General features: G+C 71.0%; 14 protein-coding genes. 5 read left to right on the top strand and 9 right to left on the bottom strand.

Annotated elements, in window-relative coordinates; all coding sequences use genetic code 11:
• Nucleotides 1–653: helix-turn-helix transcriptional regulator (locus AC07Y4_RS28000; RefSeq protein WP_495275437.1), on the top strand; the 653-nt coding region annotated here is incomplete at its 5' end.
• Here AC07Y4_RS28000 and AC07Y4_RS28005 read toward each other — a convergent pair.
• The 8 genes from AC07Y4_RS28005 to AC07Y4_RS28040 form a co-directional block, all read right to left on the bottom strand.
• Nucleotides 650–1,612, bottom strand: coding sequence for an ABC transporter substrate-binding protein (locus AC07Y4_RS28005; protein ID WP_487850100.1), 963 nt, complete (start codon nt 1,610–1,612; stop codon nt 650–652). The two genes, AC07Y4_RS28000 and AC07Y4_RS28005, sit on opposite strands and share 4 nt — an antisense overlap.
• A gap of 34 nt (nt 1,613–1,646) precedes the next feature.
• Complete coding sequence (locus AC07Y4_RS28010; RefSeq protein WP_487850099.1) at nt 1,647–2,789, bottom strand: c-type cytochrome; 1,143 nt, start codon at nt 2,787–2,789, stop codon at nt 1,647–1,649.
• Between the two features lie 109 nt (nt 2,790–2,898).
• Nucleotides 2,899–3,687, bottom strand: a complete 789-nt coding sequence (locus tag AC07Y4_RS28015) for an ABC transporter ATP-binding protein (RefSeq protein WP_095744224.1) — start codon at nt 3,685–3,687, stop codon at nt 2,899–2,901.
• Complete coding sequence (locus AC07Y4_RS28020; RefSeq protein ID WP_487850098.1) at nt 3,681–4,745, bottom strand: ABC transporter permease; 1,065 nt, start codon at nt 4,743–4,745, stop codon at nt 3,681–3,683. Before AC07Y4_RS28020 ends, AC07Y4_RS28015 begins: the two co-directional genes overlap by 7 nt.
• Nucleotides 4,742–5,743, bottom strand: coding sequence for an ABC transporter substrate-binding protein (locus AC07Y4_RS28025; protein WP_062482528.1), 1,002 nt, complete (start codon nt 5,741–5,743; stop codon nt 4,742–4,744). The genes AC07Y4_RS28020 and AC07Y4_RS28025 overlap by 4 nt, the downstream gene beginning before the upstream one ends.
• 26 nt (nt 5,744–5,769) lie before the next feature.
• Nucleotides 5,770–6,594: a class II aldolase/adducin family protein gene (locus AC07Y4_RS28030; protein WP_062482531.1), complete on the bottom strand. Its 825-nt coding sequence runs from the start codon at nt 6,592–6,594 to the stop codon at nt 5,770–5,772.
• A 3-nt stretch (nt 6,595–6,597) separates the two neighbouring features.
• Nucleotides 6,598–7,707 (bottom strand): LLM class flavin-dependent oxidoreductase, encoded by a 1,110-nt coding sequence (locus AC07Y4_RS28035; protein ID WP_095744221.1) that lies wholly within the window; start codon nt 7,705–7,707, stop codon nt 6,598–6,600.
• A gap of 33 nt (nt 7,708–7,740) precedes the next feature.
• Complete coding sequence (locus AC07Y4_RS28040; protein WP_487850097.1) at nt 7,741–8,739, bottom strand: ABC transporter substrate-binding protein; 999 nt, start codon at nt 8,737–8,739, stop codon at nt 7,741–7,743.
• Nucleotides 8,740–8,886: 147 nt separating this feature from the next.
• Here AC07Y4_RS28040 and AC07Y4_RS28045 point away from each other — a divergent pair, with 147 nt between their 5' ends.
• From AC07Y4_RS28045 to AC07Y4_RS28060, 4 genes are read left to right on the top strand one after another with little or no spacing between them, the layout of a single operon-like run.
• Nucleotides 8,887–10,119, top strand: a complete 1,233-nt coding sequence (locus AC07Y4_RS28045; RefSeq protein ID WP_487850096.1) for an acyl-CoA dehydrogenase family protein — start codon at nt 8,887–8,889, stop codon at nt 10,117–10,119.
• Nucleotides 10,116–11,087, top strand: a complete 972-nt coding sequence (locus tag AC07Y4_RS28050) for an ABC transporter substrate-binding protein (RefSeq protein WP_487850095.1) — start codon at nt 10,116–10,118, stop codon at nt 11,085–11,087. The genes AC07Y4_RS28045 and AC07Y4_RS28050 overlap by 4 nt, the downstream gene beginning before the upstream one ends.
• Nucleotides 11,084–11,683 carry a cysteine dioxygenase family protein gene (locus tag AC07Y4_RS28055; protein ID WP_487850094.1) on the top strand — a complete coding sequence of 200 codons (600 nt, stop codon included), beginning with the start codon at nt 11,084–11,086 and terminating at the stop codon, nt 11,681–11,683. The genes AC07Y4_RS28050 and AC07Y4_RS28055 overlap by 4 nt, the downstream gene beginning before the upstream one ends.
• Entirely contained in the window at nt 11,680–13,320 is a 1,641-nt protein-coding gene (locus AC07Y4_RS28060) for a rhodanese-related sulfurtransferase (RefSeq protein WP_487850093.1), read from the top strand. The genes AC07Y4_RS28055 and AC07Y4_RS28060 overlap by 4 nt, the downstream gene beginning before the upstream one ends.
• Nucleotides 13,321–13,392: 72 nt before the next feature.
• On the opposite strand, the gene AC07Y4_RS28065 is transcribed toward AC07Y4_RS28060, so the two are convergent.
• A complete protein-coding gene (locus AC07Y4_RS28065) occupies nt 13,393–14,862 on the bottom strand; it encodes a DEAD/DEAH box helicase (protein WP_062477554.1) in 1,470 nt (489 codons plus the stop codon).
• Between the last annotated feature and the right edge of the window lie 113 nt (nt 14,863–14,975).

The following is a 14,975-nucleotide window of genomic DNA, read 5'->3' on the forward strand; positions in this document are numbered from 1 at the left end:
CCGGCACGCCCACCATCCTCGCGCTGGACATGAACCAGCCGGTGCGCATGCGGCGCCACGACTGCCGCGTCCACACCTTCTTCGTGCCCGGCGCGCTGGTGCAGGAGAGCTTTCCCGACCCCGAGGCCCTGCACGGGCGCACGCTGGCCTGCATCACGCCACTGGCGCGGCTGGCGGCCGGGCACGCGATCTCGCTGGCGCGCCACATCGGCGGCATGACGCCGGCGGCGGCCCAGAGTGCGGTGCGCACGGGCGCGCAGCTGGTGGTGTCGGCCTTCGGCAAGCAGGCCGGCTTCGACGGCAACGCGCGCGCGGCGGCACGCGCCGCCATGTTCGACCGCGTGCGCCGCCATGTGCAGACGCACCTGCACCGCGCCGACCTCACGCCCGAGAGCGTGCTGGCCGCGCTGCAGCTGCCGCGCCCCACGCTGTACCGCATGTTCCAGCACGAGGGCGGGTTGGGCAGCTACATCCGCAGCCTGCGGCTGCGCCAGGCGGCGAGCGACCTGGCGCGCTACCCGCATGTGATGGTGACCGACATCGCCTACGGCGCCGGCTTTCGCAGCGCCTCGGACTTCAGCCGCGCCTTTCGCCGCGCCTACGGCATTGCGCCGCAGGACTTCCGCGTGCAGGCCCTCGAGCGACAGCCCTAGGCCGTGGCACCGAAGCCGGTGTCGAACGTGCCTTTCACGTCGAGCGGCTGCTTGATGAGCCCCACCTGCCGGTAGAAATCGGCCGTGCCCTGCTGGTCGGCGATGACCTGCGCGTCGATGGGAATCCACTGCTGCTGGCGGCGCTCGAACTGCAGCTTTGCCGCCTCGGGCGGAATGCCGATGATGCGCGCCAGCGTGGCCGAAAACGCATCGACGTTGCGGTACGACCAGCGCTGCGCCTTCACCACGCGCTGCAGAAAGTCCTGCAGCACCGGCCGCTTGGCGGCAATGGCGGCGTCGGTCGCGGCGAGGTAGCTCAGCCCCGGCAGCAGGCCGCGTCCGCTGACCAGCACGCGCGCATGGCGGCTGATTTCGGCCAGCGCGGTGTAGGGCTCCCAGGTGGCCCAGGCATCGACCGAGCCCTGCGTGAGCGCGAGCTTGGCGTCGGCCGGCGCGAGGAAGCGGATGTTCACGTCCTCGGGCTTCAGCCCCGCCGCGGTGATCGCCTTGAGCGTGACGTAGTGGCCGATGGAGCCGCGGTTGGTGGCGATGCTCTTGCCCTTGAGTTCGGCAGCGTTCTTGAGCGGTGAATCGGGCCGCACCAGCACCGCCGTGCCGTAGGCGTCCGAGCGGTTCGCGCCGATCGCCTTGACGCGCGTGCCGGCCGCGAGCGCGAAGATCAGCGGCGCATCGCCGATCGGGCCCGAATCGACCGCGCCCGCGTTGAGCGCCTCGGCCAGCGGCGCAGCGGCCGGGAACTCCGACCACTGGATGTCGTAGCCCAGGCCTTCGAGCCCACCCGCCGCTTCGAGCAGCGCGCGCAGCCCGCCCTTCTGGTCGCCGGCCTTGAGCACCGGTCGGCCCTGCGCGCGCACGAAGGCGGGCAAGGTGGCGGTCGTGGCAGCGGCAAGGCCGCCGGCAAGCAGCTGGCGGCGCGATCGGTCGAGGTGTGAGGTCATGGGTTCGTTCTCCGTAGAAGCAGTGAAAAAGAAATCAGTGGATGAAGCCGCCCTTGACGAAGCGCACCGGCTCGGCGTCCATGCGGGCGATGAGCGCGCCCAGGCCATCGGGTGGCAGCACGGAGCCTTTCACCAAGGCAGCCGGCGGGCTGTCGCTGCGGCACAGCAGGTCGTCGTCGGACCAGCCGGCCTGCCCCGGCTGGCCGCGCACGCGCAGCCAGCCGTCGCGGTCGGCGATGAGCTGCATGCCCGCGAGCTGGTCGGTGCCCGCGATGAGCGCCAGCGCCTCCCACGCGGCCGGTGAATCGGCGACGCAATCGGCAGTGACGCCTGCGGCCCTCGCCCCGGGCGGCAGCAGCTGCACCGTCACCAGGCGCGGGTCTTCGCTGGGCGCGACCGCGCCCGCCACGACGCGCACGCGCTGCCCGCGCCACTGCGCGAGCGACCGGGGCGCCTGCGCGCCGCAGCGCACCGCCATGTCGGGCAGGCCGACGGGCTGCGGCCAGTGGCCCAGCGCACGCAGGCTCTGGCCCGCACCCTGCGCCTTCATGTAGTCGATGAGCGCCCAGGCATCGGCCGCGTCGAGCGGGCCGCCGAAGCCGGGCATGGTGGCGGTGCCGTGAAGCACGCGCCACAGCAGGTCGCCATCGGCGCGGCGCCACAGCAGCGGGCCCGTGAGATTCGGCGGCCACACGGCCAGCGAGGCGGCCAGCGGCCCTTCGCCCTTGCCGTCGGTGCCGTGGCAGCTCACGCAGTGCTGCGCGTAGAGCACGCGCCCTTGCGCGATGGACGTGGCCGTGAAGCCGGTCGGTGAGGCGTGGAAGCTCGCCGGCGTTGCAGGCACGAGCACGACGTTCGCGTGGGGCCAGGGCGCGGCGATCAGCAGCATCGGCACCAGCGCGAGCAGGTACCAGCGCGGACGCCGCCAGACCAGCGCAATCAACAGCAGCAACAGCGCCACGCCGATGCACACCAGCGTCCACGCTAGGCTGCGCGCCTGCCCCAGGTCGATCAGCAGGTTCTCGCCCGACAGCCGGTGCGCCCACGGCCACGCCGGCTGGCCGTTCACCTTTTGCACGAGGCCGAGCGCATCGAGCACGCGCAGCAACTGCACCTGGGCGCCCTGGAGCAGGTCGATCAGGAAATTGAGCCAGTCGGCTTCCGGCAGAGCGTTCATATCTGTTCAAGGGGGCCGCCGCGCACGGCCGCCCGAAGCGGCCGGCCCGCCCCCGGTAGGGGGTTGGCGAAGCGACACGAAGTGCGCGCAGCCTGGGGGCGAGCTACATCTACCAGGTGGCGTCGAGCCCCAGGTGGCGCAGCGCTTCGTGACGGAGTTCTGCCAACCGCGCATGGCCGCGGTGGCGCGGGTACGGCAGGTCGACCACGAGCTCCGCCGCGATGCGCGCCGGCCGGTCGCTCAGCACGATCACGCGGTTGGCAAGGAACAGCGCCTCTTCCACGTCGTGCGTCACCAGCAGTGCCGAGAAGCCCGCGCGCTGCCACAGGTTGACCAGCTCGCTCTGCATCGCGATGCGCGTGAGCGAGTCGAGCTTGCCCAGCGGCTCGTCGAGCACCAGCAACTGCGGGTCGTTGACCAGCGCGCGCGCCAGCGCCACGCGCTGCGCCATGCCGCCCGAGAGCTGGTGCGGAAAGGCCTTGGCAAAGTCGGTGAGGCCGACGAGCTTCAGCGCCTCGTCGACCCGCCCGCGCTGCGCCTTGAGCACGCCGCGCGCCTGCAGGCCGAGCGCCACGTTGTCCCACACGCTGCGCCAGGGGTAGAGCGTCGGGTCCTGGAAGACGACGATGCGCGACGGATCGGGCCGCGTGATGGGTGCGCCGTCCTGCGTGATGCGACCGGCCGTGGCGGGCTCCAGCCCGGCCACGAGGCGCAGCAGCGTCGACTTGCCGCAACCGCTCGGCCCGAGCAGCGCGACGAACTCGCCGGGCTTCACCGTGAGGTCGATGTCGTCGAGCACCTGCAGCGGCCCGGCCGGCACGTCGAACCAGTGGCTCACGCCCTGGATGTCGATCTGCGCGCCGGCCTGGCGCACATTGGCTTCGGCGGTGGCTACCATTTCACGGTCCCCTTCTGCCACGACAGCACGCGGTCGCGCACCTTGAACAGCAGCGTGATCAGGCCCGAGCACAGCAGCGCCATCACGATCAGCGCGGCGTACATGTTCGAGTACGAGGCCCAGCCCTGCGCCCACGACAGGTAGAAGCCCAGCCCGGCCTTCACGCCCATCATCTCGGCCGTCACCAGCACCGAGAAGGCGGCGCCCAGCCCCATGAACAGGCCCACGAACACCTGCGGCAGCGCGGCGGGAATGGCCACGCGCAGCACCAGGAAGCGCTCGCTCGCGCCCATGGTGCGCGCCACGTCGTAGTAGTTGCGATTGACGCCCGCCACGCCCGACCACGTCAGCACCGCCACCGGAAAGCCCGTGGCCAGCGCGATGAGGAACACGGCCGCCGCGTAGCTCGACGGAAAGAAGAAGAACGCCAGCGGCAGCAGCGCCGAGGCCGGCACCGGCCCCACGAAGCGCAGCACCGGATGCACCCAGTAGCCCGCGATGCGCGACCAGCCGATGGTCACGCCCGTGAGAAAGCCCGCCAGCGCGCCCAGCACGAAGCCGTGGGCGAGCAGCCGCGCCGAATGTGCCAGGCTTTCGCCGAGGCGGCGCCAATCGTCGATGTAGGTTTCGATGAGGCTCTGCGGCGGCGCGAAGAACGGCGTGGGCAGCAGCGCGAGCTTCGCGGTGGCGATCTCCCAGAGGGCGAACAGCACCGGCAGCGCCACCAGCCACGGCCCGGCCGGGCGCAGCGTGCGTGCCACGCGGCCCGCGCGCGTGCCGAGCAACGCCACGAGCAGCAGCAGCGCGCCGATGGCGATGGCGGCGATGCCGAATTCGTCGGTGTAGGCCCAGTCGCTGAAGCCCACGGCCTTGTTGGGCCAGTAGACGGTGAGCAGGCCCAGCGCGATCCAGCCCGCGCTCGCGAGCGCGCCGGTGCGCCAGAAGCCTTCGGCGGGACGCGCGAACACGGCGGCCGGCGCGGCCTTCTCGATGCCGGGGCGGCGCCAACTGCCCGGCGCCGGCGGTGCTTCCAGCACCCGGTCGATGACGGCGCTCATGCCAGCGGATCGAAAGACACGTGCTCCGCGAAGCGCACCGGGTCGGTGGTCTTCTTGAGCACGCCGACGCCGCGGAAGTCGCGCGCGTAGAACTCCACCTCGTCGCGCAGCTTGCGGCCCAGCGGGTGGTGGTTGTGCGTGAGCGTGCCCAGCAGCGCGCGCAGGTCTTCGACCGGCACCTTGGGCGAGTACTTGGCGAAGAGCTTGGCCGACTCGTTCGGGTTCTCGGCCACGTAGTCGGAGGCCTGCGCGATGGCGCGCACCAGCGAGGCGACGGTGGCCTTGTCCTTGCGCACCAGCTCGCCGCGCGCGCCGACGATGCAGCAGACCTTGTCCTTGTACTCGCCCGAGAGGTTGCTCGCGAGCTCGACGAAGGTGCCCTGGTTGCGCTTCTCGATCAGGTACACGTTCGGGTCGCCGTCGGCGATGGCGTGGATCTCGCCCTTCTTCACCGCGATGTCGAGCAGGTCGGCCGGGTACTGGCGCCAGGTGACGTCGCGGTCGGCGTCGATGCCGTTCTTCGCGAGCAGGATCGAGAAGAAGTTCTTGCCCGGGCTCGCGATGTCCGACACGCCGATGATCTTGCCCTTGAGGCTGGCCAGGCTGGTGGCGCCCGCGTCCTTGGCGCCCACCAGGCGCACGCAGCCGCCGTGCGAGCTGCCGACGATCTTCACGTCGAAGCCCGATTCGAGCGGCTTGAGCCAGCGGTGGATCATGCCCACGGCCGCGTCGGCCTTGGCGGTGGCGAGCGATTCGAGCAGCTGGTCGGTCGAGCCCGTGTAGTTGATGAGGTCCACCTGCAGGCCGTTGCGCTCGAAGTAGCCGCGCTCCTGCGCCACCACCACGGGCGAGAGGCAGAAGGCCGCAGCGTTCCAGGCGAAGGTGAGCTTGCGCGCCTGCTGCGAGAAGGCCTGCGAGGCGATGAGGCCGCCCGAGGCGACCACGGCGGCGGCGGCGCCGGTGCGCAGCACGCTGCGGCGAGAAAGGGATGCGTTCATCGGGGAAAGGCTCCGGGGGTTCATCGTCAAAGCAGGAGTTCGGGTTCGGCCTCGACCAGGCCTTCGTACAGGCTGTCGAAGGAATGGATCGCGCCTTCGGGCCCGCCGATCTGGCCGTGCGTGTGGCGCGCGGTGGCCTCGTCGATCGGCTGCGGCGTGCCCGCCGCCTCGGCCAGCAGCTGCGTGTGGCAGGCGTTGTCCAGCGCGATGTACCACCACGCGGCGGCCTCCACGGTGGGGCCGGCCGTCAGGATGCCGTGGTTCTTGAGGATGGCGCCCTTCTTGTCGCCCAGCGCGCGGGCGATGCGATCGCCCTCGCTGGTGTCGACCACCATGCCGGTGAAGTCGTCGAACAGCGCCACGTCGTCGTGGAACACGCAGGCGTCCTGCGTGAGCGTGTCGAGCTTGCGGCCCAGCGTGGACCAGGCCTTGCCGTAGGTCGAGTGCGTGTGGGCGGCGGCCACGATGTTCGGGTTGTGCTCGTGGATCGCGGCGTGGATGGCGAAGGCGGCCTTGTTGAGCGGCCGGTCGCCGACGACGGTCTCGCCTTTCGAATTGACCAGCAGCAGGTCGGACACCTTGATGCGCGAGAAGTGCACGCCCAGCGGGTTGACCCAGAAGTGGTCGGTCAGCTCGGGATCGCGCGCCGTGATGTGGCCCGCCAGGCCCTGCGCGAAGCCGAAGCGCGCGAACAGGCGGAAGGCGCCCGCCAGGCGCTCCTGCCGGTGGCGGCGCTCGGCCTGCACGGTGGGGCGCGGCGGGATGGGGTCGAACCAGTGCTTCTGCTGCGGGTTCGCGTGCAGCTTCAGCGGCTGGGCCGCGTGGCGGTCGATGGACAGGACGGCGCTCATGGCTCAGGCCGCCTTGCGCTGCGACTGCAGGCGCTGCGCGACGAGTTCGCGCGTGCGCGGAATCAGCGCGCGGCCGTAGTCCGTCGCGTCTTCGAGCGGATCGAAACCGCGGATCAGGAAGGTCGTCACGCCGAGGTCGTAGTAGTCGAGCAGCGCGTCGGCGACCTGCTCGGGCGTGCCGACCAGCGCGGTGCTGTTGGAGCGCCCGCCGATCTCCTGCGCGACCGCGGTCCACAGGCGCTTGTCCAGGCGCGAACCCTTCTCGGCCGCAGCCAGCAGGCGCTTGGCGCCTTCGCTTTGCTGCGGGCCGCCGCGGTTGTAGCCCTGCACCACGCGCAGGCGTTTCGTCTCCGCCAGGATGTTCTCGGCGCGCGCCCATGCGGCCTCTTCGGTGTCCGCCAGGATCGGACGGAACGACACCGAGAAACGCACGCTGCGCCCATGCCTGGCGGCCTCGGCGCGCACGCGCGTCGTGAGTTCGCGCGCCTGGTCGAGCGACTCGCCCCACAGCGCGTACACGTCGGCGTACTTGCCCGCGACCGGGATCGCCGCCTCCGACGCGCCGCCGAAGTACACGGGCACGTGCGGCTTGCCGTGGCGCGTCTGCACCGGCTTCACTTCGGAGAACGCGTTCTGGAAACGGTAGTGCGCGCCTTCGTGGTCGAAGGGCTTCTCGGCCGTCCACACCTTGTGCAGCACCTCGAGGTATTCGTCGGTGCGGGCATAGCGCTGGTCGTGGTCGAGCCAGTCGCCGTCGCGCTTCTGCTCTTCGTCGGAGCCGCCCGAGATGTAGTGCACGCCGAGCCGCCCGCCGCTGAACTGGTCGAGCGACGCGAACTGCCGCGCCGCGAGCGTGGGCGCCACGAAGCCCGGGCGGTGCGCGAGCATGAAGTGGATGCGCTCGGTCACCGAGGCCGCGTAGGCCACGGTGAGCGTGGCGTCGGGGCTGGTGGAATGGTGCGGCACCAGCACGCGGTCGAAGCCGGCGTTCTCGTGCGCCTGCGCGAAGGCGCGCACGTAGTCGCGGTCGATGGCCGGGCCCTTGGCGGCGTGGATCTCCGAGACCTTCTGGCCCTGGATCATGCCGATGAATTCAACGTCGTTCTGGCTCATGGTGTCCTCGTGGATGCGGATGGAATGAAGGGGTCAGGCAGCGGGCGGCCGCAGCAGGTTCTCGAAGCGGCGGTCCCACAGGGGCTTCACGTCGGCCGGGCCGTCGAGCACGCCGATCTTCTGGAAGGTGTCGGCCACGTCCTGGTGGCTGCGCACCACGGCATCGGTGACGGGGCCCAGGCTGTAGTCGCCGCTGCGGCCGTTGAACAGCTCGACCAGGTCGCCCACGGGCACGCGCGTCTCGGCCGACTGCGCGCGGGCGTAGGCCAGGAAGTTGCCGTTGATCCAGGCGAACGCGCGTTGCAGGCGCTGCAGCAGGTCGCCCAGCGCCGCGCGGCGCAGCGTGTCGTCGAGCGCGCGCGGGTTGGCGTAGATGGGGAAGTTGCCCGACAGGTAGCCCACGCCGGTCTTGAGCGTGCGCGCGCCGTACTGGGTGCGCGCGAGCTGGCCGTTGTAGCCGTAGATGGCCCAGGCATCGAGGTCGCCGCGCGCAAAGGCCGAGAGCCCGTCGGCCGGCGTGAGGCTCACGGGCTGGATGTCGGCGAACGACAGGCCCGCCTCGGCCAGCTGCTTGGCCAGGTAGTAGTGCGAGGTGGTGGCGCGCACATAGCCCACGCGCTTGCCCTTGAGGTCGGCGATGCTGCGGATCGGCGCGTCCTTGCGCGCCAGCGTGGCCTGGTTGTTGAGGTCTTCGTGCGTCACGGCCACGAGCCGCACGCTCGACTTCTGCCGCGCCGCGAACACCGGCGGGATCTCGCTGCCCGAGCCCAGGTCGAGCGCGTCGCCGTTGATGGCCTCGATGTGCAGCACACCGTTGTTGAGCTCGCGCCAATCAATCTTGTAGGGCGTGTCGGCCTGGCCCGAGGCCGTGAGCAGCGGGCGCCACAGGCCCTTGTAGGTGCCCACGCGCAGCGTCACGCCCGACAGGTCGCGCGAAGGCGCAGCGGCCTGCGCCACGCCCGAAGCCGCCACGCCCCATGCGGCGGCGGCCTGCAACAGGCGGCGTCGGTCCAGCGGGAAATCGGGTGTCATGCCTTGTGTTCTTTCTTCTTCACTCACTCACGAGGAGAAGCGAGACCGTACCGAGACGGGCCCCGAAAACGAACGCAGAAAAACGAATTTGGATATGCGCGATGCATCCTTCGCGCGCTGGCAGCGGGCCTTTACCGTGCGGGCACCATGAGTGCACTCCCCTTGCGCCGCGCGCCGGCCATTCCCGAAACAGACACCCCGCCCTCCGTCGACCTCAGCGTGCTGGCCCGCCTGTCGGACCAGTTCGCGTCCACGGCCGAAGACCACGACCGCAGCGGCGCCTTTCCGCGCCAGAACTTCGAGGCGCTGCAGGCGCACGGCCTGGTCGGCCTCGTCGCGCCCGCCGCATACGGCGGCGGTGGCGCCACGCTGGCCACGGCGCGCCGCGTGATCGCGGCGGTGGCACGCGGTGAGCCCGCCACCGCGCTGATCCTCACCATGACCTACCTGCAGCACCAGGCGCTCGCGCGCCGCGAGAGCCGCTGGCCCGCACACCTGCGCGAGCGCGTGGCACGCGACGCAGTGGCGCACGGCGCGCTCATCAACGCGCTGCGCGTGGAGCCCGCGCTGGGCTCGCCGGCGCGCGGCGGCCTGCCCGGCACCGTGGCGCGGCGCACGCCCGAGGGCTGGCGCATCGACGGCCACAAGCTCTACACGACCGGCATCGAGGGCCTGTCGTGGCTCGCGGTCTGGGCGCGCACCGACGAGGCCGCGCCGCGCACCGGCGTGTTCCTGGTGCCTCGCGATGCGCCCGGCATCCGCGTGATCGCGAGCTGGGACCACCTGGGCCTGCGCGCCTCGGGCAGCCACGAGGTGGTGTTCGAGGACGTCGCCATTGCCGCCGACCACGCCGTCGACCTGCGCGCGCCCGCCGACTGGGCGCCCGGCGCCGGCAGCCAGACCGACATCGACGCCCATGCGGCGCAGCAGGCCTGGATGGTCGTGCTGCTGGGCAGCCTCTACGACGCCGTGGCGCGCGCCGCGCGCGACTGGCTGGTCGACTTCCTGAACCGGCGCGCACCCGGCAGCCTGGGCGCGCCGCTGGCCAGCCTGCCGCGCGTGCAGGAGCAGGTGGGCGAGATCGAGGCGCTGCTGCGCACCAACCGCGCGCTGCTCGACGACGCCGCCGCCGCGGTCGACGGCGGCCACACGCCGCACGCGACCGACAGCGGCCTGCTCAAGCACACCGTGACCACGCACGCCATCCGCGTGGTCGAGCTGGCGCTGCAGCTGAGCGGCAACCACGGCCTCACGCGCCAGAACCCGCTCGAACGCCACTACCGCGACGTGCTGTGCAGCCGCATCCACACGCCGCAGAACGACGCGATCCTGGTCGCGGCGGGCCAGCGGGCGTTGCAGGCCTTCGGAGGTGCGGCATGAGCGCGCTGCCAATTTCTCGCCGCACCTGGCTCGCGCAAGGCGCTGCGTTGTCGCTGGCCGTGGCCGGCCCGTTGCGCGCGGCGGCGCAGCCCCAGGCCACGCTGGTGCTCGGCGACCAGGCCGGCGGTCTGCGCTCGCTGTTCGAGGCCTCCAAGGCCCTCGACGACGCGCCCTTTGCCTACCGCTGGGCCAACTTCCAGGGCGCCGCGCCACTGTTCGAGGCGCAGCGCAGCGCCGCGGTCGACACCGCGATGGCCGGCGACCTGCCGGTGCTCGCGGCGGCCGTCGGCAAGACGCCGCTGAAGATCGTCGCCACGCGCGTGGGCAAGGCCGAGTCGCTGGGCATCGTGGTGCAACCCGACTCACCGCTGCGCCGCGTGGCCGACCTGCGCGGCCAGACGGTGGTCGTCTCGTCAGCGCGCGGCAGCATCTCGCAGTACCAGCTCTACGGCGCGCTCGAAGAGGCCGGCGTGCGGCGCGACGAGGTCACGGTGAAGTTCGTGCTGCCCACCGACGCGGCCGCCGCGTTCGCGTCGAAGCAGATCGACGCCTGGGCCATCTTCGACCCCTACTACGCGATCGCGCTGCAGCAGGGCGGGCGCATTCTGCGCGACGGGCGCGGCATCAACACGGCGCTGGGCTTCATCACCGCGAGCGAGCATTCGCTGGCCGACCCGGCCCGGCGCGCGGCCATCGTGCAGTTTCTCGAGCGGCTCGCCCGCGCGGGCGACTGGGCGCTGGCCAACCCCGAGGCCTATGCGCAGGCCTACAGCCAGCTCACGCGGCTGCCGATCGCGTCGGCGCGCCTCATCACGGCGCGCGCCTCGGTGGCGGGGCGGCCCGTGAGCGAGGCCGACATCGCCGCGCTGCAAACTGTGGCCGACCGCTCGGCGCGTGACGGTATCCTTCCCACACGCGTGGATGTGCGCGCGATCACCGACACCCAACTCTGGAAACGCCCCGCATGATTGCTCCGCTGCGCGATTTCGTCGGCGCCTTCGGCCGGCTGCTCGACAGCCGGCCCGACGAGCCGCGCATCCTGTCCGAAGGCGGCGCGCTGCTGCGCACGCTGGTGGCGCGCGACGACTGGCTGCCCGACGCCTTCGCCGTGGCCGACCCGATCTACTACCAGCAGTTTTTGCTGCACGCCGACAGCACCGAGCGCTTCTCGGTCGTGAGCTTCGTCTGGGGGTCGGGCCAGGCCACGCCGATCCACGACCACACGGTGTGGGGCCTCATCGGCATGCTGCGCGGCGCCGAGTACAGCCAGCCTTATGCGCTCGACGCCGACGGCACCGCGCGGCCCCAGGGCGCGCCGGTGCGGCTCGACGCGGGGCATGTCGAGGCCGTGTCGCCCACCGTGGGCGACCTGCACCGCGTGCACAACGCGCACGCCGACCGCGTGTCGATCAGCATCCACGTGTACGGCGCCAACATCGGCGCCGTGCGCCGCCACACCTATCCGGCCGAAGGCGGGCGCAAGCCCTTCGTCTCCGGCTACTCCAACACGCTGCTGCCCAACCTGTGGGACCGCTCAGCCGAACTCCGAAACACTGCCGCATGACGACGACTGCTACCACCGCATCCTTTCCCCTGCTGCCCTTCGCCGCGCTGCGCGAACGGCTGATCGCGCGCGAGGAGACCGCGCTGCTCGACCTGCGCGAGGAAGACCCCTTCGCCCAGGAGCATCCGCTGTGGGCCGCCAACCTGCCGCTGTCGCGCATCGAGATCGAAGCGTGGCGGCGCATTCCGCGACGCGACACCTTCATCGTGTTGTACGGCGTGCACGACGGTGTCGATCTCGCACCGCTGGCGGCACGCACCTTCGCCGCGCTCGGCTACACCAACGTGCACCTGCTCGACGGCGGCCTCGAAGGCTGGCGCGCGGCGGGCGGCGAGCTGTTCCGCGACGTCAACGTGCCGAGCAAGTCCTTCGGCGAGCTGGTCGAGCACGAGCGCCACACGCCGTCGCTGTCGGCGCCCGAGGTGAAGGCGCTCATCGACAGCCGCGCCGACGTGGTCGTGCTCGACGCGCGCCGCTTCGACGAATACCAGACCATGAGCATCCCCTCGGCCACCAGCGTGCCAGGCGCGGAGTTGGTGCTGCGCGTGCGCGAACTCGCACCCGACCCGGCCACGCGCGTGATCGTGAACTGCGCGGGCCGCACGCGCAGCATCATCGGCACGCAGTCGCTCGTGAACGCGGGCATCCCGAACCCGGTGGCCGCACTGCGCAACGGCACCATCGGCTGGAAGCTCGCGGGCCAGGTGCTCGACCACGGCGCGGGCCGGCAGGCGCCGGCTGCAGTGTCTGAGGCGAACCGCGCGCAGGCGCAAACCGATGCGCGCCGCGTGGCCGACGCCGCGGGCGTGCACCGCATCGCCCTCGACGCACTCGGCACGCTCGAGGCCCCGGGCCGCACCGTGTACCGCTTCGACGTGCGCACGCCCGAGGAATACACCGCCGGCCACCTGCCCGGCTTCGCGAGCGCGCCCGGCGGGCAGCTCGTGCAGGAAACCGACCACCAGGTGCCGGTGCGCGGCGCACGTATCGTGCTGGCCGACGACGACGGCGTGCGCGCATCGATGAGCGCCTCATGGCTCGCGCAGATGGGCTGGGAGGTGTACGTGCCCGATGCGGTGCCGCCAGCCGCTGCGCTCAGCGAAACCGGCACGCCGACGTCGGCCTACCCGCCCGTCGCCGTCACGGTCACCGAGATCGCACCCCAAGCCTTGGCCGAGTTGCTGAAGCAGCAGCCCGCCACCGCCGTGATCGACGTGACCACGAGCGCCAACTACGTGAAGCGCCACATTCCCGGCGCCTGGTACGCGATCCGCGCACAGCTGGCGCAGGCGATCGACCACAAGGCCATTCCGTCCGCGCCGCGCTACGTGCTGACCTGCGGCAGCAGCCTGCTGGCGCGCTACGCCGCCGCCGACCTGCGCGCCCTGCTCGACGCACGCGGCCAGCGCGACGTGGAGGTGCAGGTGCTCACGGGCGGCAACACCGCCTGGTTCGCCGCCGGGCTGCCGGCCGAGACCGGCGAGACCCGGCTGGCCACCGCCCGCACCGACCGCTACCGCCGGCCCTACGAAGGCACCGACGCGCCCGCCGAGGCCATGCAGGGCTACCTGGACTGGGAGTTCGGGCTGGTGGAGCAGCTGGGGCGCGACGGCACGCATCACTTCCGCGTGGCCTGAGCGCGCAGAGCGCAGACGAAAAAAAGCCGGGCATGCCCGGCTTTTCTGCTTTCACTGTCGCGCAACCCCGGCTCAACCCGGCTCGGCCGCCTTGAACAGTGCCGCGACCTTGCGCTTGCTCTTGATGTTGCTCGAGATGCCGCGTGCGGGCGCGGCCTTGGCCGACGCTTCCCAGGCCGGTGCGGCTTCGCGTTCGCCGGATTCGTAGGGCTTGTCGAAGAACGGGTCGCGCGGCGCCGACGGCGCACGGTGCGGGCGGCCGCCACCGCTCATGCTGCGGCGGGTGTCGGCTTCGCGGCGTTCGCGCGGCTGGTCGAGCACGTCGCGTGCGTCGCCGGCTTCGCCTTCTTCACGCCAGTGGCGGCGTCCGTCGTTGATGCGGCCGCGCGGGCGGTCTTCTTCGAACTCGACGGGTTCGAGCTCGATCTTCTTCTTGATCAGCTTCTCGATGTCGGCCACCAGGCGCGCATCGTTGCCGCCGCTGGCGAAGCTCACGGCCAGGCCCGAGGCGCCGGCGCGGCCCGTGCGGCCGATGCGGTGCACGTAGTCTTCGGCGTTGAACGGGATGTCGAAGTTGAAGACGGCGGGCACGTCCTTGATGTCGAGGCCGCGGGCCGCGACGTCGGTGCACACCAGCAGGTCGACTTCGCCGGCCTTGAACGAGGCGAGCGCCTTCAGGCGTTCGTCCTGGCTCTTGTCGCCGTGCAGTGCGGTGGTACGCAGACCGTCGCGCTCCAGCGAGCGTGCGAGGCGCGCGCAGCCGAGCTTGCTGTTGACGAACACGAAGGCCTGCGTAATGCCGCGCTGCTTGACGATCTGCTTGAGCGCACGGCGCTTGTCGTCGTCGGAGACGCTGTAGAAGTGCTGTTCGACGGTGGAGGCCGTTTCGTTCGGCCGCGCCACTTCGATGGTCACCGGGTTCTGCAGGTAGCTGCTGGCCAGCCGCTTGATCTCGGGCGAGAAGGTGGCCGAGAACAGCAGCGTGGTGCGCTGCTTGGGCAGGTAGCTCAGGATGCGCTGCAGGTCGGGCAGGAAGCCGATGTCGAGCATGCGGTCGGCCTCGTCGAGCACGACGTATTCGACCTGGTTGAGCACCGCGTTCTTGGCTTCGATGTGGTCGAGCAGACGGCCCGGCGTGGCCACGAGCACTTCGACGCCCTTCTTCAGCTCCAGCGTCTGGGGCTTCATGTCGATGCCGCCGAACACGACCGTGCTGCGCAGGTTGGTGTACTTGGCGTACAGCTTGACCTGTTGCGCGACCTGGTCGGCCAGTTCACGCGTGGGCAGCAGCACCAGCGCACGCACCGGATGCCGCGCGGGCGAGGTGGAGGCGTTTTCGTGCTTGAGCATGCGCTGCAGCAAGGGCAGCGAAAACGCTGCCGTCTTGCCGGTGCCGGTCTGCGCGGCGCCCATCACGTCCTGGCCTGAAAGCACGACCGGAATGGCCTGTGCCTGGATGGGCGTCATGGTCTCGTAGCCCATTTCGGCCACGGCGCGGGCCAGCGGTTCTGCCAGCGAAAGATTGGAGAAGGACATTGTCATTGAGCCTTCTATTGTCGCACTGCCGCAAAAAACGGCAGTGACAACGAAACGACAACATCCGCGCAGGCCGAATTGCTATTTATTAAATAGCAAAGACCCCAATGAACTCGGGG

This window comes from Variovorax sp. GW460-12-1-14-LB1 (assembly GCF_059423605.1).